This window comes from Vibrio sp. 2017_1457_13, from assembly GCF_030851525.1.
In the GTDB taxonomy this organism is placed as follows: Bacteria; Pseudomonadota; Gammaproteobacteria; order Enterobacterales; family Vibrionaceae; genus Vibrio; species Vibrio metschnikovii.
The window spans coordinates 98,150-119,157 of sequence record NZ_VHTA01000001.1 but is presented as its reverse complement, the minus strand read 5'-3'; the positions used below and the strand labels follow the sequence as shown (position 1 = coordinate 119,157).

At 44.9% G+C, this 21,008-nt stretch carries 15 protein-coding genes and 1 riboswitch; of the genes, 10 read left to right on the top strand and 5 right to left on the bottom strand.

Annotation, left to right across the window (positions count from 1 at the left end; translation table 11 throughout):
• Window positions 1–142 precede the first annotated feature (142 nt).
• The gene (locus FKN88_RS00525) at window positions 143–1,060 is read left to right on the top strand and encodes an aminoimidazole riboside kinase (RefSeq protein WP_154168464.1); all 918 of its coding nucleotides are present in this window, start codon (window positions 143–145) and stop codon (window positions 1,058–1,060) included.
• A gap of 167 nt (window positions 1,061–1,227) precedes the next feature.
• Here FKN88_RS00525 and FKN88_RS00520 read toward each other — a convergent pair whose 3' ends face one another.
• The gene (locus FKN88_RS00520; RefSeq protein WP_154168465.1) at window positions 1,228–2,856 is read right to left on the bottom strand and encodes a glycoside hydrolase family 32 protein; all 1,629 of its coding nucleotides are present in this window, start codon (window positions 2,854–2,856) and stop codon (window positions 1,228–1,230) included.
• A gap of 130 nt (window positions 2,857–2,986) precedes the next feature.
• Window positions 2,987–3,988, bottom strand: a complete 1,002-nt coding sequence (locus FKN88_RS00515; RefSeq protein ID WP_004395499.1) for a LacI family DNA-binding transcriptional regulator — start codon at window positions 3,986–3,988, stop codon at window positions 2,987–2,989.
• A gap of 252 nt (window positions 3,989–4,240) precedes the next feature.
• Here FKN88_RS00515 and FKN88_RS00510 point away from each other — a divergent pair, with 252 nt between their 5' ends.
• The 7 genes from FKN88_RS00510 (at window position 4,241) to malZ (ending at window position 14,414) form a co-directional block, all read left to right on the top strand.
• A complete protein-coding gene (locus FKN88_RS00510) occupies window positions 4,241–5,680 on the top strand; it encodes a sucrose-specific PTS transporter subunit IIBC (protein WP_306687056.1) in 1,440 nt (479 codons plus the stop codon).
• A gap of 251 nt (window positions 5,681–5,931) precedes the next feature.
• Window positions 5,932–6,029: riboswitch (TPP riboswitch) on the top strand.
• A 108-nt stretch (window positions 6,030–6,137) separates the two neighbouring features.
• Window positions 6,138–7,055, top strand: a complete 918-nt coding sequence (gene thiD, locus FKN88_RS00505) for a bifunctional hydroxymethylpyrimidine kinase/phosphomethylpyrimidine kinase (protein ID WP_154168467.1) — start codon at window positions 6,138–6,140, stop codon at window positions 7,053–7,055.
• 33 nt (window positions 7,056–7,088) lie between these two features.
• The gene (locus FKN88_RS00500) at window positions 7,089–8,522 is read left to right on the top strand and encodes a 6-phospho-beta-glucosidase (RefSeq protein ID WP_187985622.1); all 1,434 of its coding nucleotides are present in this window, start codon (window positions 7,089–7,091) and stop codon (window positions 8,520–8,522) included.
• 199 nt (window positions 8,523–8,721) lie between these two features.
• Window positions 8,722–9,723 (top strand): LacI family DNA-binding transcriptional regulator, encoded by a 1,002-nt coding sequence (locus FKN88_RS00495; RefSeq protein ID WP_154168469.1) that lies wholly within the window; start codon window positions 8,722–8,724, stop codon window positions 9,721–9,723.
• Between the two features lie 297 nt (window positions 9,724–10,020).
• Window positions 10,021–10,500: a hypothetical protein gene (locus FKN88_RS00490; RefSeq protein ID WP_004395503.1), complete on the top strand. Its 480-nt coding sequence runs from the start codon at window positions 10,021–10,023 to the stop codon at window positions 10,498–10,500.
• A gap of 203 nt (window positions 10,501–10,703) precedes the next feature.
• Window positions 10,704–12,509, top strand: coding sequence for an alpha-amylase family protein (locus FKN88_RS00485; RefSeq protein ID WP_306687055.1), 1,806 nt, complete (start codon window positions 10,704–10,706; stop codon window positions 12,507–12,509).
• 69 nt (window positions 12,510–12,578) lie between these two features.
• Window positions 12,579–14,414: a maltodextrin glucosidase gene (gene malZ, locus FKN88_RS00480; RefSeq protein ID WP_154168470.1), complete on the top strand. Its 1,836-nt coding sequence runs from the start codon at window positions 12,579–12,581 to the stop codon at window positions 14,412–14,414.
• Between the two features lie 47 nt (window positions 14,415–14,461).
• Here the strand turns inward: malZ and FKN88_RS00475 are convergent, their stop codons facing one another.
• Entirely contained in the window at window positions 14,462–16,003 is a 1,542-nt protein-coding gene (locus tag FKN88_RS00475) for a BCCT family transporter (protein ID WP_154168471.1), read from the bottom strand.
• Window positions 15,990–16,889, bottom strand: coding sequence for a homocysteine S-methyltransferase family protein (locus FKN88_RS00470; protein WP_161426266.1), 900 nt, complete (start codon window positions 16,887–16,889; stop codon window positions 15,990–15,992). Before FKN88_RS00470 ends, FKN88_RS00475 begins: the two co-directional genes overlap by 14 nt.
• Window positions 16,890–17,143: 254 nt before the next feature.
• On the opposite strand from FKN88_RS00470, the gene FKN88_RS00465 reads away from it, so the two are divergent.
• Entirely contained in the window at window positions 17,144–18,322 is a 1,179-nt protein-coding gene (locus FKN88_RS00465) for a DUF3103 domain-containing protein (RefSeq protein WP_199249805.1), read from the top strand.
• A 332-nt stretch (window positions 18,323–18,654) separates the two neighbouring features.
• Window positions 18,655–19,923 carry a S8 family peptidase gene (locus FKN88_RS00460; RefSeq protein WP_306687054.1) on the top strand — a complete coding sequence of 423 codons (1,269 nt, stop codon included), beginning with the start codon at window positions 18,655–18,657 and terminating at the stop codon, window positions 19,921–19,923.
• A gap of 64 nt (window positions 19,924–19,987) precedes the next feature.
• On the opposite strand, the gene FKN88_RS00455 is transcribed toward FKN88_RS00460, so the two are convergent.
• Window positions 19,988–20,923 (bottom strand): hypothetical protein, encoded by a 936-nt coding sequence (locus FKN88_RS00455; protein ID WP_004395509.1) that lies wholly within the window; start codon window positions 20,921–20,923, stop codon window positions 19,988–19,990.
• Window positions 20,924–21,008: the final 85 nt, after the last annotated feature.

The following is a 21,008-nucleotide window of genomic DNA, read 5'->3' as shown; positions in this document are numbered from 1 at the left end:
TAAACTAAAAATCTTAAATTTACCTCGTTTATTGATAAACGGTCACATTTTGAGAAGCAAAATATTCTACTCATCACTTGGCGCTTTTTACTCCCTAGTCCATCAGCTAAACTGGAACAAACCATTATCTGGAGAAATGACAATGAACAAAATTTGGGTAACGGGTGATGCCGTCGTCGATTTAATTCCCGAAGGAGACAAGCATTACTTAAAATGTCCCGGAGGGGCTCCTGCTAATGTTGCCGTTGCTATTGCAAGATTAGGTGGGCAAAGCGCTTTTTTGGGTCGAGTCGGGAACGATCCCTTTGGTCGATTTATCCAACAAATCTTAACCACGGAACAAGTCGATTGCCAACATCTTATTCTCGATGAGCAGCAACGCACCTCAACCGTGGTGGTTGATCTCGATAGCTCTGGTGAGCGTAGCTTCACTTTTATGGTCAAACCCAGTGCCGATCAGTTCCTACAGCCAACCGATATCCCAAACTTTAAACAAGGTGACTGGTTACACGCTTGCTCTATTGCTCTTGCTAACGAGCCAAGTCGCAGCAGCACTTTTGCAGCTATAGAACGAATCAAACAAGCCGGCGGTTATGTTAGTTTTGATCCTAATTTACGAGAAGAAGTCTGGCAAAACCCGGAGCAGATTATCGAGATCGTGATGCAGGCAGTCAGTCAGGCTGACGTGGTGAAATTTTCTGAAGAAGAGCTGACTTTTTTAACTCAAACACAAACTATTGAGCAAGGGTTAACCGCATTAGCTCCCCTCGCCTTACCCTTAGTGGTGGTCACTCAAGGGGCAAAAGGTGCTTTAGTGGTAACAGGCAAACAACAGCAGTTAGTTACAGGTAAAGTGGTCAAACCTATTGATACCACTGGCGCAGGCGATGCATTTGTCGGTGGTTTGTTGTACCAATTGGCGACAAGCCATAACTGGCAAGAGAATATTGCCCAAGCCATCCAATGGGCACATGGCTGCGGTGCATTAGCCACTACCCAAAAAGGAGCCATGACGGCTCTGCCTAATCAACAAGCATTACTCGAATTTATCGAATCTTAATTGAATGGCTGTTGGTCTTGTTGAACCAACAGCCACTATACCCAAACGATTTGGAGTCACAGGTAAGCGGCAAATGAATTCATCCCAATAAGCATAAACAAGCTATTTTATTGGGATGAACGAACGTAGCAAACATCGCTACAGTTGCAAATAGGAGGAGGATAACCTTAAGCAGCAAACGGCTTTAATGTTGCCTGAAGAGGGAAGTAATCCGCTTCAACCTCAGCGCCGAACAAAGCGATTTGCGTAGCATCCGGCGCGGTAAACACGCGGCTACTCATCACTTGCTCTCCTTGGTTGATAAAAATTTCAATCGACGAATGATCAACCAGAATTTGTAGCTTAACTTGTTCTGTCGTGAGGTTTAGCTCTCGTATTGTATCCCCTTGACGGGTCTCAGTTTGACTGCGATCTAAGCGTAAAGTGTGGCTCTGATCATCAAGGGATAACACAACTTGCTGGTGACGATTTTTCATCAAATGCAGCTCACTCCCCCAAGGTAAAGTGACCTGTAATTCATAACTTTTACCGCCAATGTCGATACCCTGCTCGGTCAAATGTAGTGAGCGTTTTTCGCCACGCAACTGAGTCAGTTCACGAATCGGGCTCTGTATCACGCGACCATTTATCCACCGTAACTCACGTAACGCGGTTAATTGATGGATCCAACCATCAACGCAACTGGGGTGATCGACCTCGTCCGGTAGCCCCATCCAACCACAGAGTACGCGGCGTCCATCTGGCGTTAATGCCGTTTGCGGCGCATAAAAATCAAAACCACTATCAAGCTCCCAACCTTGTAAGAATTGTAGCTGTCCTTGCTGATTGTCGGCGACGGTAAAAATTCGATTGTGGTGTTCAATGGTGTGATGAGGATTAGATGAGCGAATACCTTGTGGACCAAAAACAACCAAGGTTTGGCCATCCAGTTCAAATCTATCTGGGCATTCCCACATATAACCATAAGGCGCTAATTCTTGACCATACAATCCATCAAATTGCCAATCATGTAAGTTATCCGAATGATAAACGGCTAAACAACCCGCTAATTGCTGAGTTTGCGCGCCGAGCAGCATCTGCCAGCGGCCTTGTTTATAGACTACTTTAGGGTCGCGAATATGCTCAGTAACACCATCTGGTAAAGTGCGAATAACCGGGCCTAGCTTAGTGAAACCACCTTCGGAGTTAGCTTTGGCAATACACTGCATGGTCTGCCGCTGACGATCCTGTCCTAATCGAGTATTTCCGGTATAAAACAGCCACAGATCGTCACCATCACTGACCGCATGACCTGAAAATACACCGTGACTGTCAAACCAATCTGAAGGCGTTAAAGCGATCGAATGCCAACGCCAGTTGATGAGATCTTGGCTCTTGAGTAACACCCAATATTTGTCTTTATGCTGGCAAGCAAACGGGTGCCACTGATAAAACAGATAATATTCACCTTGATGATAAACAAAGCCATTAGGATCATTGAGTAAACCTTGTGGCGGCGAAATATGCCATTGCGGACGATATACACTTTCGGTCGGCGGTAAATAAGCTTTAGCTTGTTGACGTTGCTGCTTGGCAATGTGAATGCCAACCTCTGCCAAATCGTGTTCAGAAATTTCATCACTGATCGGCATAGAAAGCTGCCACTCCCCTAATACCGACTCTGAGACTATCGATGTTGGCAGCGGTTTAACCTGCTGTAAATCACGTACCGCAACGGTTACCCGCCCTTCTGGTGCTAAAATACGCAGAATATTGGTTATCCCACCAGCGAGTTCAATCAACAAATTAAGAGACATAGAATTACCATTAAATCGGGAACGTTCTCAAAAAGTATAAGACATTACGCCGATAGGCAAGTATTTCTGATTTTCATGAGTAACTCGACGAGAGCAATGTGAGAAAGAACACAAAATTGTCGACGAGTCTCTACGAGACTAATGGTGAGCAAGTCTCACGATCAATATTTTGAAAGGTCAACACGACTTTACTCATCTCTAAACCTTGCCCAGCAATACGATCAAGCAACATTTTTGCGGCATTTTCTCCTGCTTTATCAAAAGCATAATTGAAAGTAGATAAGCTTGGAGTACTGACATAAGCCAACTCGTCATTACCGACCCCGAGTATTTTCACCTGCTGACCCGCAATTCTACCGCTCTCATGCAGGGCTTTAATTGCCCCGACCGCTAATCGATCAGTCGCACAAAATAGTCCATCGAGTTGAGGGAAAACTTGCAGTTGCTGCTTAGCTAACCGATAACCTGATTCAATCGAAAAATCACCACGTGCATGAAACAATAACTCTCGCTGATGAAGCGCTAGTGACTGAGCTAACCCTTGCGAACGCAGGGCATCCACCGCCAAATCATCACTTTGCACACCGATAAAACCGATCTGCTCGCACCCGGCCGCGACTAAGCGATTACCTGCTTCAAACCCGACTCGTAAATCATCATGCACCACGCTAGGGATATTGTATAGCGAGCCATCCTGACCAATTAATACAACGGGAACATGAGATTGTTGAATCGCTTTAATCAAAGGCTCATCAAGGTGAGTCGCATAGAAGATGATTCCCTCAACCCGCTTTTGATTAAAGATTTGAATGTATTCTAATTCCTTAGCATGAATTTGATGAGTATTGGCGAGCAATACATGCTTTCCTGCTTGTTCAAAAATAGCCGTTAAACCATCAACCCCTTGCGCGGTGGCATGGGAAGAGACCCGAGGCACAATCACGCCAATCAAATTGGTCTTTTGTGATTTGAGATCTTTTGCAACCTGATTGACCATATAACCACAATCAGCAACCGCTTTTAACACCTTGATTTTGGTCGATTCTTTAACACCATACTCGTCATTCATCACTCGTGATACGGTCGATTTTGATACACCAGCTAAACGCGCTACATCATGCAAACTTGCCATTATTTTCTCATTCCATCATCACATTGGGATTGATTGCAAAATCACTACCATCTTATCGTTCTTATTGCGTGATTCTACCCTTGTTTTGTTAATTATCACTGCGGGTTTTGGCGATCCCATTCACATATTTACTGATTTCCTTTTGACCTGTAGCGATTTGTTGATGATTATTAAATCTGCAAACGTTCCCAAAAAAACAACTGTAATCATTAAAACTATCCTATAAATCATTCACAACAACCGGGGTGAGTTATGAACTATCCAGTCATAGCAAAACAACTTATTGAGCTCTTGGGTGGCAAAGCCAACATTCAAGCACTCGCACACTGTGCCACTCGACTACGTTTGGCGATCAGTGATGAATCGCTGATTGATGAAAAAGCCATTGAAGATCTCGATGGTGTTAAAGGTCAATTTAAAGTCGCAGGCCAGTACCAAATCATTTTTGGCTCTGGGATTGTTAACCAAGTTTACGCTGAAATGGCGAAATTGACTGGCCTCGCAGATATGTCCACCAATGATGTCGCCTCTGCGGGTGCGCAGAAGCAAAATATTGTCCAGCGTGCGGTGAAAGGCTTATCGGACATTTTCGTGCCGATCATTCCAGCCATTGTCGCGGGCGGTTTATTAATGGGTCTTTATAACCTATTAACGGCACAAGGATTATTTATCGAAGGGCAATCACTGATTGACGCCAATCCGGGTCTTGCTGATTTAGCGAGTATGATCAATACCTTCGCTAATGCCCCTTTTGTTTATTTACCGGTTTTACTGGCTTTTTCTGCCTCTCGTAAATTTGGTGGTAATCCCTTCCTTGGCGCAGCTTTGGGCATGCTCATGGTCCATCCTGATCTTCTCAATGGCTGGGGATTTGGTAGCGCTTCATTAACCGGCGACATTCCTACTTGGAATATTTTAGGCTTAGAGATCCAGAAAGTCGGCTATCAAGGCTCGGTATTACCCGTCTTAGTCGCGACCTTTATTCTGGCTAAAGTCGAAAATGGGTTAAGAAAAATCATCCCTTCTGTGCTTGATAACCTATTAACGCCGATGCTGGCTATTTTCATCACTGGGTTTCTGACCTTTACGGTAGTTGGTCCTTTAACTCGTGATGTCGGCTTCCTATTAGGCGATGGCTTAAACTGGATGTATGAATCAGCGGGCTTTATCGGTGGCGCACTATTTGGCTTCGTCTATGCACCATTTGTAATAACAGGCATGCACCATAGCTTTATTGCGATTGAAACTCAGCTTCTTGCTGATATCGCTATCACTGGCGGTACGTTTATCTTCCCTATTGCTGCCATGTCCAATGTGGCGCAAGGCGCTGCTGCTTTAGCCGTGGGACTTACCAGCAAAGAAACCAAAATGAAAGGGATTGCTGTGCCTTCTGGTGTAACCGCGTTACTGGGCATTACTGAACCTGCAATGTTTGGGGTTAACTTAAAACTGCGTTATCCGTTTATCGCAGCAATCTGCGGTGCAGCCATCGCCAGTGCATTCATTACTTTATTTACCGTAAAAGCACACGCTTTAGGTGCAGCAGGTTTACCGGGTATTATCTCCATCAGTCCTGATAAAATTGGCTACTATGTGGTCGGCATGGTTATCGCGTTCGTCGCATCATTTGCCCTCACCTTGTTGCTCGGTATGCGTGAAAAAGCCAAACTAGGTGCTCGTGCTAACGCGTAAGGTATCCCCCTTAACGGCAAAAATTATTAAGTCGCTTTGAACATCGATTACGCGACAAACCATCAACCGTTAATCTTACGCTTTGCCCACTCTTTGAGTGGGCATTTTTATTTATCCCACAGGGACTGATTGGATTGATTGTTATCTTAATGATTGTTATAAAATCAATCAGTCTATCCAAGTGGCTTAAAATTGTCGCTAAAAGGGGACCTATCCAATAACCCTGTCGCGTTAAGTCGGCAGGATATGCACCACTATAGTCGGGGAGCCTTAAGGCTGAGATCGCATTGCGAGACCCGTTGAACCTGATTCAGTTAGCACTGACGTAGGGAACTATTAACACCAATAACGATGTTACTTACAAAGACAACGTGCGCACACTCGATTGCTCTTAGGTGACATTGACCATTTTGGTCGTCATTGGTCAGTTCCTATACGTCATCTATAGGAGCCTGTCATGACCAACACCTTATCTGCTCTTTCATCCATCCCAATCGTATTAACCATTGCTGGCTCAGATAGCGGCGGCGCCGCCGGGATCCAAGCCGATATCAAGGCCATTTCAGCCACTGGTAGCTATGCTTGTAGCGCCATTACCGCCATCACCTCACAAAATACCCTTGGAGTAACGGCAATTTTACCGATTGCCATTGAACATATTGCCAGTCAACTGGATGCGATTTTTAGCGACTTTACCGTGGCCGCGGTAAAAATTGGTATGCTGGCTGATAGCCAGATTATCCATATCGTGGCTGAAAAACTCCGTCACTATCAACCAAAGATTATCGTGTTAGATCCGGTAATGGTCGCCACCAGCGGTGATGCGTTACTTGCCGAACAAGCCGTCAATGACTTAAAACAGCAGTTATTACCATTAGCCACGGTTATTACCCCCAACTTACCCGAAGCCGTGGTATTAACTGGCTGTCCGATGCCAAAACACGACCAGCAACTTGATGAGATCATCACCGCATTACAAGCTTTGCCAAGCCAAGCGGTGCTGCTTAAAGGTGGCCACTTTACTGCATCAGCAAATAGTCACGATTGGCTGATCTGCGGCTCGCGGGTGACGTGTTTTTCAGGGCGAAGAATCCACACCAGCAATACTCATGGTACAGGTTGTACCCTTTCGGCGGCGCTCGCGTCTTACCTCGCGCAAGGCTTAAGCCTTGAGCAAGCCGTAACGCGAGCAAAGCATTATATCTCGCAAGCCATCTTACATGCTGACCAGTTACAGGTAGGTAAAGGCCATGGGCCTGTGCATCATTTCTATGCGCTTCAGGGTAAAATTCACACCGAACAGAAAAAAATTGAAACCGGTTACAGAAACCGGTTTCAATTGAGTAAAAAACGATCTAGACTAGTCACAGATTAAGCCTATTTCTGGTAAATGATTAAGGGGTAACCTATGACACAGTACAGTTTTCCGAAAGATTTTCTCTGGGGCGGCGCAGTGGCGGCTCACCAAGTAGAAGGTGGCTGGAACAAAGACGGTAAAGGCGTGAGTGTGGTTGATGTGCTGACTAAAGGGGCGCATGAAGTACCGCGAGTGATCACCGATAGCGTAGAATCCGATCAGTTTTATCCTAACCATGAAGCGATTGATTTTTATGGGCATTATAAAGAAGATATCGCGCTATTTGCTGAGATGGGCTTTAAATGCTTTCGCACATCGATTGCTTGGACGCGGATTTTTCCGAACGGCGATGAAGCCACACCTAACGAAGCTGGGCTGCAATTTTATGATGATCTGTTTGATGAGCTGTTGAAATACGGCATTGAACCGGTCATCACCCTTTCGCATTTCGAAATGCCGAATCACTTAGTGAAACACTATGGCAGTTGGGCGAATCGCCAAGTGATCGACTTTTTCGTTAAATTTAGCCAGACTGTGATGGAGCGCTATCAGCACAAAGTCAAATACTGGATCACTTTTAATGAAATTAACAATCAGCGTAACTGGAAACTGCCGATTTGGGGATATTGTAACTCAGGGATGATCTACACCGATTACCCAAATCCTGAACAGATGATGTACCAAGTGCTGCACCATCAATTTGTTGCCAGTGCGCAAGTGGTCAAATTAGGCCATCAGATAAACCCTGATTTTAAAATCGGTAGCATGATCCACATCATGCCGCTCTACCCTGCCACTTGTCGTCCAGAAGACGTGTTGCTCGCACAAGAGCTGATGCGCGAAAAGTATCTATTTAGTGACGTTCAAGTACGTGGCTACTACCCAAGTTATTTGATTAAAGAATGGCAACGTAAAAATATCCAAATCGAAATGGCCGCTGGGGATGAGCAAATTTTACGTGAAGGCTGCGCTGATTACCTCGCGATCAGCTACTACATGACCAATATTGTCTCAACCCAGAAAGAGCAAGGACAAACGACCTCTTTGTTTGAAAATAGCCGTCTCAATCCATATCTACCCGCGTCGGATTGGGGCTGGCAAATCGATCCCGACGGTTTACGTGTTGCCTTATCTGAACTGTATGAGCGTTACCAAAAGCCAATTTTTATTGTCGAAAATGGTCTTGGCGCGATTGATGAAGTGCAAGCGGATGGTTCAATTAATGATGATTATCGAATTAACTATCTCAGCGAGCACATCAAAGCGGTAGCGACCGCCATTAACTACGATGGTGTTGAGGTGATGGGTTACACCCCTTGGGGCTGTATTGATTGCGTGTCGTTTACCACCGGTGAATACAAAAAACGTTATGGTTTCATCTATGTCGATAAGCACGATGATGGCACTGGGACCATGGCGCGCTCGAAGAAAAAAAGTTTTTACTGGTACCAGCAAGTGATTGCCAGTAACGGACAAATTATTTAATTGCATCGATACCCAAACCACTTGCCGTTGCCGCTAGGCGGCAAGTGAGTAAGTCCCCATGAGCATAGATAGACTATGTGATTGGGGCGAAGGAACGTAGCCAACACCCCTACAGCTTCAAGTCGGAATGGTATACACTCACCAGCCCTTTGCACGCTCAAGTGACAAAGGGCTGGATCAGTGAGGAGTAATTGCCGTCATGGCCACCATTAATGATGTATGTAAAGCCGCCGGAGTGTCTAAAGCGACGGTATCACGAGTGCTGAACGGCAATGGCCAAGTTAAAGAGTCTACCCGCCAAGCGGTTCTTGCTACCATGCAACAACTCGGTTATCAACCCAATACCTTAGCGCAAGCGCTGGCCACCAATACCTCTCATGCGATTGGTTTAAGTTTGCCGCATTTTCAAAGCAGCTATTTTGGTAGTGTGCTGCATCATGCCGAACAAGGGGCTCAGCAAGCGGGCAAAAAATTGCTGGTGGTCAATGGTAAAAATAGCGCCCAAGGTGAGCGAGAAGCGCTGCAAATATTGGCGAATCAACGCTGTGACACGATTATGATCTATAGCCGTCATTTAAGCGAAACCGAGCTGAGCCAGTGGCAACACGAACACGCCATTCCATTGGTCGTGTTGAATCGACGCTTTTCCACTTCAACATTAGCAAGCTTTGGCTTAGATCAAACTCAATTAGCTACCCTTGCTATGCAGCACTTATTAACCCTTGGCCATCGAGCGATTGCTTGTCTTACTTCACCGCTCAACAGTGAAACTGGGCAGCTCCGCTTAGCCGCTTATCAGCAGCAACTCGCGCAATCTGATATTGAACCTAAACCTGATTTAATCGTCGCAGGCGATAATAGCCTTAACTCTGGCTACCATGCTACCCAGCAGCTACTCACTCGTGGCGTAAACTTTAGTGCGATTTTTGCCTGTAATGATGATATGGCGATTGGCGCCATTCGCGCTTTACATGAGCACGGCCAGCGCGTACCACAAGATATTGCCGTGATTGGTATTGATAACGAACCCGCTGCCGCGTATGCCATTCCAAGTTTATCAACCGTGGCGCTGCCGATCGTCGAGTTAACTCAGGCTGCCACACAATGCGCGGTGATGCTTGCTAATAAGCAGCCAGTGACCTTATTGCATCATACCTATCTTGGCCAGTTGATCGTGCGTGAGTCGTCACTGTCCGCTTAATTTTCAACGTGAAACGATCACATTGCGCCGATTAAATGATATAACCAAGACTGCCTTTTGCACTATTGTTGATAAAACGCAAAGCAACACCTTGCAGGTCAGTCAATGATGGTCTTTTCACACTTAACTACCCTCCTCTACCCAAACAACTTGGAGTTGCAGGTAGGCGGCAAGTGAGTTCATCCCCATGAGCATAAACAGACTATGTGATTGGGGTGAACGAACGTAGCCAACACCCCTGCAGCTTCAAGTAAGAAGGGTATAGTGGTTAAGTTTTCTCTATAGTAAGGAATATATATGTCTGATATCGCAACCAGTATTGATGCCATTCAACCTATGGTTGAATCTTCTTCTGGCTCTATCTGGGGTTATGTGGTCGGTGGGCTAGTTCTTGTCGTGGCCGCTGGTTATTTTGGCTTTAAAAAGATTAATCAACCTGCCTTTGTGATCAAACAAATTCGCAAGCGCAACCGCAAAGAAATGCAAAAACAAGGGATAGAAAGCACCGAAGCGTTAGCCGATTTGGATCATTTGTTGGATGCCGTTCAGCAACACGCTATCGATAATGGCATGAGTGGTACGGCGATGGTTCAGCTGCTGGCACCCCTCAATGATAAAGCCAAAATCAACTCTGCTGCCGGTTTTTATCAGGCCATGGCTTATATTGCCAAAAGCATTAATCAGCCGCAGCTAGTGAAAAGCCTACAAAATAAATCTAAACAAGTGAAATCCAGCTCGCCACTGATGGCCGGACTACTGAAACGCGCTGGGGTTTAATTCTCGATTTCTGTGGCTTGCTATAATCACCAGCAGGCCATAGCAACAACCATTCAGTTCATTCGTATAGCTTAACCTCGCTCACACTTTTTCACTCTCCCTTCGATCTACGCCCTAAATTGCTGAGTAAGGGATGAGTTGCATTATCAAACCATTGTCTACCCTTAAGCGGTTTCTTATTGATAGCAGTTAGGTTTTAGACGATGCATCCAGAATATTCCTCTTCAAAAATAAACGTTTATCAAGTCTTTACTCGTCTATTTGGTAATACGCGAACCGCCAACATCCCTTGGGGCACAAAAACGCAAAACGGAGTGGGTAAGTTCAGTGATTTTACGCTTAAAGCCTTGCAAGAAATTGCTCAATTGGGAGCAACGCATATTTGGTATACGGGTGTTCATCATCATGCTTTAGTGGCCGACTACCGCCAGTTTGGGATCAGTGATGATCACCCAAGCGTAGTGAAAGGACGCGCGGGTTCGCCTTACGCGGTGAAAGATTATTACTCGGTTAATCCCGATTTGGCCGATAACCCTGCGCAACGTAACCAAGAGTTTTTGGCTTTAATTAACCGCTCACATCAGGCTGGCTTAAAAGTTATTATTGATATTGTCCCGAACCATGTGGCGCGACACTATCAAGGATTAAACAATCCCCCCGGCGTCGAAGACTTCGGACAAAGTGATAATACTCAACTTGAGTATGCAAGAGACAATAATTTTTATTACCTACCCAATCAGGCGTTTCAAATGCCCGATCTGCCCGACCACTTATTGCCATTAGGGGGTGAAAATCATCCGCTCCTGGCTGAGCCTTATCAAGAATTTCCAGCCAAATGGACCGGCAATGGCTCGCGGCAGGCCAAACCCAATGCGGACGATTGGTATGAAACGGTAAAAATTAATTACGGCGTTACCCCTAGTGGAGAGAAAGACTTCGCCGAACTCCCCGAATCTTATCGTTGGCTTTCTCATCAAGCGCATTTTACTTTTTGGCAGCAGCAGTCGGTGCCAAACTCGTGGCTTAAGTTTCGTGATATTGCGCTCTACTGGCTAGAGCAAGGCGTGGATGGTTTTCGTTATGACATGGCGGAGATGGTACCGATTGAGTTTTGGAGTTTTATGAACTCAGCGATCAAGCACGTTAACCCTAATGCATTTTTAATGGCTGAAGTCTATCAGCCCGACCTTTACCGTGATTATATTCAGTTAGGAAAAATGGATTATTTGTACGATAAAGTCGATTTGTACGATGGGTTAAAAGCCATCATGCAGGGCAAAGCTTCAACCGCCATCATTGGCAGCATTGAGTATCAAATGCGTGATATTGAACATCATATGTTGCATTTTTTAGAAAATCACGATGAACAACGCATTGCCTCGGCTGACTTTGCCGGTGATGCTGAACAAGGGCGACCAGCGATGCTGATCTCTACCTGTTTATCCAGTGCGCCGACCTTGATTTATTTTGGTCAAGAGGTGGGAGAGCTAGGGGCGGAACAGGCTGGATTTGGTCAGCCGTCACGCACCTCTATTTTTGACTATATTGGCGTACCTGAGCATCAAAAATGGCTTAATCATGGTCGATTTGATGGTGGTCAGTTAAGTGATAAGCAGCGTCAGCTACGTCAATTTTACTGCCAGCTACTCAACTTAGCTAAAAACAGTCCAGCGCTGATGGGCGATTATCACGATTTATACGCCGAGAATTGGCCACATTTTGCACAGCAACAACATACGCTGTTTGCCTTTGCTCGCTCTTGTCCTGAGCAAAAATTAATTATAGCGGCTAACTTTAGCACCACGGCAAGTAAAACCGTACCACTGCATTTACCCCAAGAGCTGATTAAACATTGGCAATTGAGCGAGGGAAAATATGCCTTAATCGATCATCTCAATCAGCAACCACTCACACTGGTGGTAACGGAGCAGCGCAGTTATGTCGAGATAAATTTCAAGCCACTTTCCACGCATTTTATTGAAATTGGTTCTAAACACTTAGTCTTGTAAGCCAGTTGCTGATCTTCTCCCTGCTGAGATAAACAGCAGGGAAATTGTACGATGATGAAGGAGTATAATATGCGCGCCCCGTTTCTTTTTCACGGCCAAACTGAATCATGGGTTACTCGCCACCAAGATTCATTAACCTTAACCCTAGCCATGGAACGCTCATTCCCATGCCGTCAAGTTCTCGTGCGTCATGAACCCGATAATGAAGAACATTTAGTCGAGATGGTCAATATAACCACTCATGAACGGCTCACTTATTGGCAAGCAACTATCCCGCTAAATCAAGATCGCGCAGTGACTCACTATGTTTTTAAGTTAATCTCTGAGCAAGGTCAGTGGTGGCTAGATGCGAAATCTGTCTCTGCGCGAATCCCAAGCCGTGAGTACCACTTCAAGTACAATGCACAACATCAGCCACCATCTTGGGTTAGTCGACAGGTTTTTTATCAGATTTTTCCGGATCGCTTTGCTAATGGCAAACCGGAAATCAGCGTGAAAAGCGGAGAATACAGTGTCAGTGGCGGCAGCAAACCGGTGATTGCCAAAGCATGGGGAGAGCCCGTTGATAATCATCAAGGCAATGGCGGCTGTGAATTTTATGGCGGCGACCTATATGGGGTAGAAGAAAAGCTTGATTACTTACAAGATCTTGGCGTTACTGCGCTGTACCTAAACCCGATCTTTCATGCCCCTAGTAATCATAAATACGATTGCATGGATTACTACCATGTCGACCCACATTTAGGCACTAATCACCACTTTGCGCAGCTGTGCGATAATCTTCATCAGCGAGGGATGAAAATTGTGCTCGACGCGGTTTTTAACCATACATCTACCGAGCATCCGTGGTTTAATTTACAGGGTTGGCATCAAGAAGTAGGTGCTTATCAATCAGTCCAATCTGCTTATCGCGATTACTATTTTTTCCAAGGCGACACTCAAGAATATATCGGCTGGAAAGGTGTCGCTAGCTTACCGGTGTTAAACTTTCAGCATCCTGAAGTCAGAGCGGCTATTTATCAATCTGATCAAGCGGTAATTAAACATTGGCTTAAGCCCCCGTATCAAATTGATGGCTGGCGCTTTGATGTTATCCATATGCTCGGTGAAGGTGAAGGTGCCAAAAATAACGCTCATTACGTGCAAGCCTTTCGTGATGCGGCAAAACAGATCAACCCGGATTGCTATGTATTGGGTGAACATTTTTTTGAAGCGACTCAATGGCTGCAAGGCGATCAAGAAGATGGCGCGATGAATTATTATGGTTTTGCGCATCCTTTACGGGCTTTGCTCACCCATTTAGATATTGCTTTTCACCCTATCGATATCCGAGTACCGCAGTTTCTCGATTGGCTAGCAGAAGCCAGAGCCAAAATCCCGTGGGCGAATCAATTAGCCCAGCTCAATCAATTAGATAGCCATGATACCGCACGATTTATCGAGCTGATCGATGGCGATCAACCGTTATTTCATATCGCCAGCACTCTACTTTTCACCTATGTGGGTACGCCTTGTATTTATTATGGGACGGAGGTTGGATTAAGAGGCAGTCATGACCCCGACAACCGTCGTTGTATGCCTTGGCAGCAAGTGACAACATCACCTTATTTTTCTTTCTTTCAACAACTGATTGCGCTACGAAAACAATATGTCGCTTTGCAGATAGGGGATTTTCAACTGCTGTATCAAGATGAGAGCAGTTTTGTCTTTGCACGCTGCTATGCGGAGCAAAGAGTTCTGGTTGCGATTAATCTTGGTCATGCCCGTGACGTATGTTTGCCCCTCTGGCAATTGGGGTTAACCAGTGGGGAATTTAGCAATGCGCTAAGCGCACAACATTATGAGTATCAACATGGAGAAATGCTCATCACGCTTGAGGCCAAAAGCGCTATGATTTTAAGCTAGCCACTACCAAGCAAGCCGGTTGTTAATTCCGGCTTGTTTGGGTTCAGTTACTCCGCTTTACTAAGCACAATCTGGCGATCAGTCACCGTTTCTGCTTCACTGTGGCTGGGTAAAATGCCTAACGTATGTAAAAAACCTTTCAACATAATGGCATAGATAAACATCATCGGCAGACCGGCAACCACACACAGTGATTTAATGGTCTCTATGCCGCCGCCCGCTAAAAATACACTGAGACTGATCAAACCAATAGCCGCCGCCCAGAGTAGCTTGACTCGATTGTCAGGATCGCCATTCAGTTCAAGTTGATTGGTGGTTAACATCGCCGTAGCGACACTGGCGCTCGACATGGTGGTCAACATTAAGAAAAACTGGATGATTAAAAACAAACCGAGAATCCAACCACCGCCGGGTAAGGTTTTGATCAGAGAAACTACGGCGTAGGTTAATCCTCCTTCCGCCATCCACGCTTGAACGGGTAAGCCGCCTAGCATTTGCGCCCATACGGCATAACCACCGAAGATAGAGATGAAAAATGCGCAGCCTAAAGCACCCATAGAAAGGGTATAAAGGATCACCTCTTGAATAGTACGGCCACGTGAAATGCGGGTGATAAAAAGCCCCATCATGATCAAATAAGCGTAATACCAAAACCAGTAGTATTGCGTCCAACCTTCAGCAAAGCCACTTTGCTGAACCGGGTCGGTCCACAAAGACATTCTAAAAAAGCTATCTAGCATCACGCCTAATGAATCAGTAAAATTATTGACGATAAAAGCAGGTTGAGTGACCAGCAGAACAAACAGCGCAAACACAATCGCCAAGGTCACTGTCCAGTTTGAAATTTGATTAATGCCTTGATTAAAGCCCACCAGCATCACCGCGACTAATGAGCTAACAAACAACGCAATAATGATCCCTTGAAGACCAAGGCTGTTATTGATCGCCAATAGATCGGCAACCCCTGTACTCACCAGCGTCACCGTTAACGCTAATGAGCTAGCAAAAGCGGCCAGCGTGCCAAAAATCGACAACAGATCGATACTTTTACTGACCAGCGGGTGATTGCCGACTACGGATGAACATAAACTCGACACTTTTAGAGTACGCCTTTTCTGCACATAAAAAGCATAGGCAAAAGGAATCGCGGGGAAACAGTAAATGGCCCAGCCAGTGATCCCCCAATGGAAAATCGAATAGGTCACAGCCCAAGCCGCGGCCGGGTAACTATTCGCTTCAGTAAATAGAGGCGGCGATTGCAGGTAATACATCGGTTCACCAATCGCCCAGTAAATTAAGGATGCACCAACACCAGCGGTGAAAATCATCCCACCATAAGAAAAATTGCTGTATTCGGTTTTTTCATCACCCAGACGGATTTGGCCATGTTTTGAAAAGGCGAGCCAAAGTAAAAAACCGACTAACGCCAAACTGGCTAGTTGCACCAACCAACCGAACCAGTGACTTACCCACGCCATCGCTTGTCCAGCCATCGCTTGTGAGCTGGCAGGATAAAGGGCTGAAACAGTCAGTAATACCAATACCAAAATAATCGCCGGGAAAGCTAATCCATAATTAAGATTTTTCAAGCGCCTGCCTCCAATCCTGTAAAGCACGAATATGGGTTGGGGTAATACCGCAGCAGCCACCAATTACGGTTGCGCCTAATCCATACCACTGCTGAGCAAACTCAAGGTAATCTTGCGCGCTGAACTCACGCATCGCCTGAACGGTTTGATTAGCGGCATGTTGCGCTTTAATTGGTGCAAAGCTATTGGCATACACCCCAATCTCGATCTCTTTTTCACGCCCATTCAAAGCACTTTTCGCTTGCGAAATAGCATCCGCCATCACTTCAGGTACTGAACAGTTGAATAAAATCCCAGCCCCTCCTGTTGCAGCAACTTGCTGAGCCGCATCCCCTACCGACTCTCCAGAACGCAGCAGCGCCACATCGCTGTCATCTTGCAAAGTAAACGCGTAATAACAAGGCTTACTTGATTGCTCTAAGACCTGTTGAATCATACTCAACTCTTCTAGGCTGGCAATGGTCTCGGCAATCCAAATATCAACATAAGGCTCTTGAGCCGCATACAGGGTTTGGGTGATCGCTTGTGCTGGCTGCACTTGAAACAGATCGGGGCGATAGCTACCCATTGCTGGGGGAATTGAGCCTGCCACTTGCACGGTATGTGGCGCTTGCTGTGCAACCTCAGCGGCAATTTGCGCCGCTAAACGGGCTAATCTTGCACCATCGCTGCGATACAGTGCTTCGCCTAAATGAAAGGGCACGCAAGCATAACTATTGACAGTAATAATATCGGCACCACTATCAATAAAACTCTGGTGGGCTATACGAACATACTCTGGGGATTCAATCAGCGCTTGGGCGCTCCATAACGGCTGGGAAAACGGCGCGCCAATGCGTTTTAATTCGCGGCCCATGCCGCCATCAAGAAGGGTAAATGTGCTCATGATCTTGTATCCATACTGCTTTATTGGTTAAAGCATTGAAGCATACTGTGAGCAAGATCATAGTGAATAAGCTTCAAATACAACATGAAAAATTTTCAGGTTAGAGATTTGATTTAAATGGACATTTTAGAGCTAAAAGTCTAATGCTTGATCTTCGTTCAATATTTGCCTAGCCAATATGATTGACGGAGTCAATCATATTGTTAAATTCACCGCGAAACCCCCGTTTTATTTGCTGCCATAAAGAGCTTCTTATGATAAAAAAAATAATCCTAATTGCCGGACTGGCCCTTGCCCTACTGGGTTGTAAATCCGAAGATGATAGTGCTTTACGCGCTCAACAGCGCGCTGATGCTATCAGTAATGAAAAACGCGATATCGCCTACTATTTAAGTCAACATTATAATTTATATTCAAACTCACTACAGAGCACACTGAATAATGACAATTTAAGTGTTTCAATTGCCGATTTAGTGAGTGACGGCCAAAACCCAACATTAAGATCTCGTGTTAAACAAGCGGATGAAACGATTCGTACGTTACAAGGTATAGAGGCATTCACCGATGAGTTATTAGAGCTTCGTTTAGCTGACGGTACTATGCTCAAAGATCTACAACAAGGGCAACTGCCATTATTCGCCTTTGAACCAAAAGGTAATGAGCAAACATGGCAGTTTATTGAAGCATTTGATATCTATGGTAATACCCACCAACTGGATGTCTATCAGTTACCAAGTTTTCCTGTATTTGTTGTAGACAATAACAGCGCAAAATCGCTACAGGCAGGCTTACAAGCTATGCGTCAGGAATTGCAAAAATTGGGGCAACAGCCTATCAATCAATCTGACGATCTCCTGTCTACATCTCAAGCACGTAACCTCAATGTGTCGAATAAATCCGAAAGCCAACCACTTTCAACCACGGTATTGAAGAAAATTCGTCTTGAAGATGACAAAGAGCCTTGGATTTTAGGTAAAGCTGAGATTTATGCTCTCGTTACAGGCGTTGATCCTAGTCGTGATAAACCGACGATTGATGTGGTTGATATGCCTTATTTAGATTATGACAAGATCGATTACTATCCTAACCAAGTGATGATCCATTGGTCGCGCTATCGTTGGGGAGCGGTTGATATTGTATTAATGGAGCAAGACAGTGGTACCGACTACAAAGAGCTAGCCAAACTGTTAGTTGAAGCGGCAGAAAAAGTCCTACAGTCAATTCCTGATCTAGAAGCTCAAGGATATTCAGTGATTGCTAATATCACTGGTAAAATTATCGATGCTATCCCGAGCGGCCTGCTGACTAACGATGATGACTTTGTTGATGTTTTCTATACCATTCAACAAGACAAGCCTTACATCGACCATCCAGGAACAACCAATAACGCACTGGTCACGTTAGAGCCTTTAACCATTTACCCCACTCGTTAATCTCAGTATTTCGTTTCCCTAAAACCGAAAGCTTTGCTTTCGGTTTTTTGCTGCCATTTCATAGATATTTATGCGATTTATAATGGATAAATAATCATTATAAATCGCCATGCCGTAAATCAAGGAGACCAAAAAACGTACAGTTTTGTTTACTTAATAATCTATCAATATCATAAAATTAACCGACCGTTAACAATATGGTAAATAAAAACAAACACATTCACCTACCTAATAATAGCTTTATTAATAAACGGTAAAACTGGCGAATGACTGCCATTGTTATGATCCTTGATGGGTGGTATTCGCCACTAACATTTTACAAGGATAAAAAAATGTTTAAGAAAAATTTCAAACGTACAGTACTGGCTGGATTATTATTGCCAACATCAATCTCACTGGCAGTTGCATCTCAGCTCAAGGATCAAGAAGTACCGAGTTTTACCCCCTCTGTTGCTGTTGAAAATCATCAAACAGAACAACGCTATTTTGTTACCTACGTGCCTGGAGCAACCAGCGGGCCTATGCGGATGAGTCAAAACGGCTTAACGGAAACTGACTTCTCACTGCAAAAAGCCGCTGATATATTAAGCACAGAGCAAGTAACCGTAATCAATCACCTCGAGTCATTACATACTTCTGTGGTTGAAATGACGCCAAGTCAAGCTAAGCAATTGCTCGATAATCCTGATGTGGCGATGATCGAAGTTGATCCCATACGTTACTTATTCGATGCAGAGATTGAACCTTACGCACAGCAAACGCCATACGGAATCCGTATGGTACAAGCGGATCAACTCTCTGACGTCTATGCAGCTAATCGTAAAGTTTGTGTAATCGATTCAGGGTATTTACGCAACCACGTAGATTTACCCAGCGCTGGTGTCACAGGCAGCACTTTCTCTGGCCATGGCTCATGGTTCACTGATGGCAATGGCCATGGAACTCACGTTGCAGGAACGATTGTCGCCCTAGATAATAATGTGGGGGTTGTCGGAGTCCTACCGTCTGGCTTAGTCGGCCTACACAACGTAAAAATCTTTAACGATTCCGGTGTCTGGACTCGCGCTTCGGATTTGATTCAAGCTATCCAATCTTGTCAAAGTGCAGGCAGTCATGTGGTAAATATGAGTTTAGGTGGTAGCCAAGGCAGCGTAACCGAACAAAACGCAATGCGTAGCTTTTACCAACAAGGGATGCTCTTAGTTGCAGCAGCAGGTAACTCAGGAAACAGCGGCTTCTCATACCCGGCGTCTTATGATGCAGTGGTCTCAGTTGCGGCGGTTAACTCAAGTGGTAATGTGGCTAACTTCTCACAGTTCAATTCACAAGTTGAGCTTTCAGCGCCCGGGGTGAATGTTTTGTCTACGGGGAACAATGGCGGCTATTTAAGTTATAGTGGTACTTCTATGGCATCACCTCACGTTGCGGGTGTCGCTGCGCTGGTTTGGAGCCACTTTCCACAATGTCGACCAGAGCGAATCCGTCAATCCTTGAATCAGACTGCTTTAGATCGAGGTGCTGCGGGTAGAGATAATCTCTACGGTTGGGGGATAGTTCAAGCAAGAGCAGCCTATAACTGGCTATCTCGTAATGGCTGTTAATCTCTAATATTAATACAACAAACAGGGTACTGAGTATCCTGTTTGTTATTTTCCAGAGACAAATCTAACCGTCTAAATTAATTTGTTTGATCAATTCTTCTTGTACACGGTCTGCTTCAGATAAGGGAATTTGACACGTTCCAGCAGCATGATGACCGCCGCCACCGTATTTGAGCATTAACGCACCAACATTGGTTTTGGAACTACGATCAAAAATCGATTTACCAGTAGCAAAAACAATATTCTGCTGTTGAAAACCCCACATTTTGTGAATCGAAATATTACAGTGAGGAAAGAGCGCATAAATAATGAACCGATTACCAGCGTAAATCACCTCTTCATTGGTTAAATCCAATAAAACAAGATTGCGATAGACTTTTCCACAACGTTGAATCTGTTCTTTAAATTTGACTTCATGCTCGCGATAAAGCTCTACCCGCTCCTGAACATCAGGCAGAGCCAAAATTTGCTCAATACTTTGGGTACGACAATTCTCAATCAAATTCATCATTAAGTTATAGTTGGATACTCGAAACTCTTTGAATCGGCCGAGCCCAGTGCGAGCATCCATCAAGAAATTTAATAAGTTCCAACTTTGAGAATCGAGCACTTCATCGCGAGTAAATTGAGCCGAATCGCCTTTATCAACCGCCGCCATCATCTCTATCCATCGTTCTGGAAATACGGACTTCCCCCCATAATGATCCCATACTACACGCGCGGCAGAAGGTGCATTCGGGTCAATAACATGATTAGGTCGAGCGCCTTGATTACGAATGGTTTCTGATAAATGATGGTCAAACACCATATGCGCTTCTTTAACATAAGGTAAATTGGTAACAATATCGTGTTCGGTAATCTCTATCAGTCCATCTTGCATATCTTTCGGGTGTACAAACTTAATCTCATCAATCAACTCAAGCTGTTTGAGCAATACAGCGCACACCAAACCATCAAAGTCACTTCTCGTGACTAAACGGAATTTTTGTTGTTGTGACATGGCTAATTCCTTTATCTATTTTTTGTTATTCAACGGTGAAGAAACCGGAAAAATAAATACAGCACTCTTTAATATCATCGAGCTT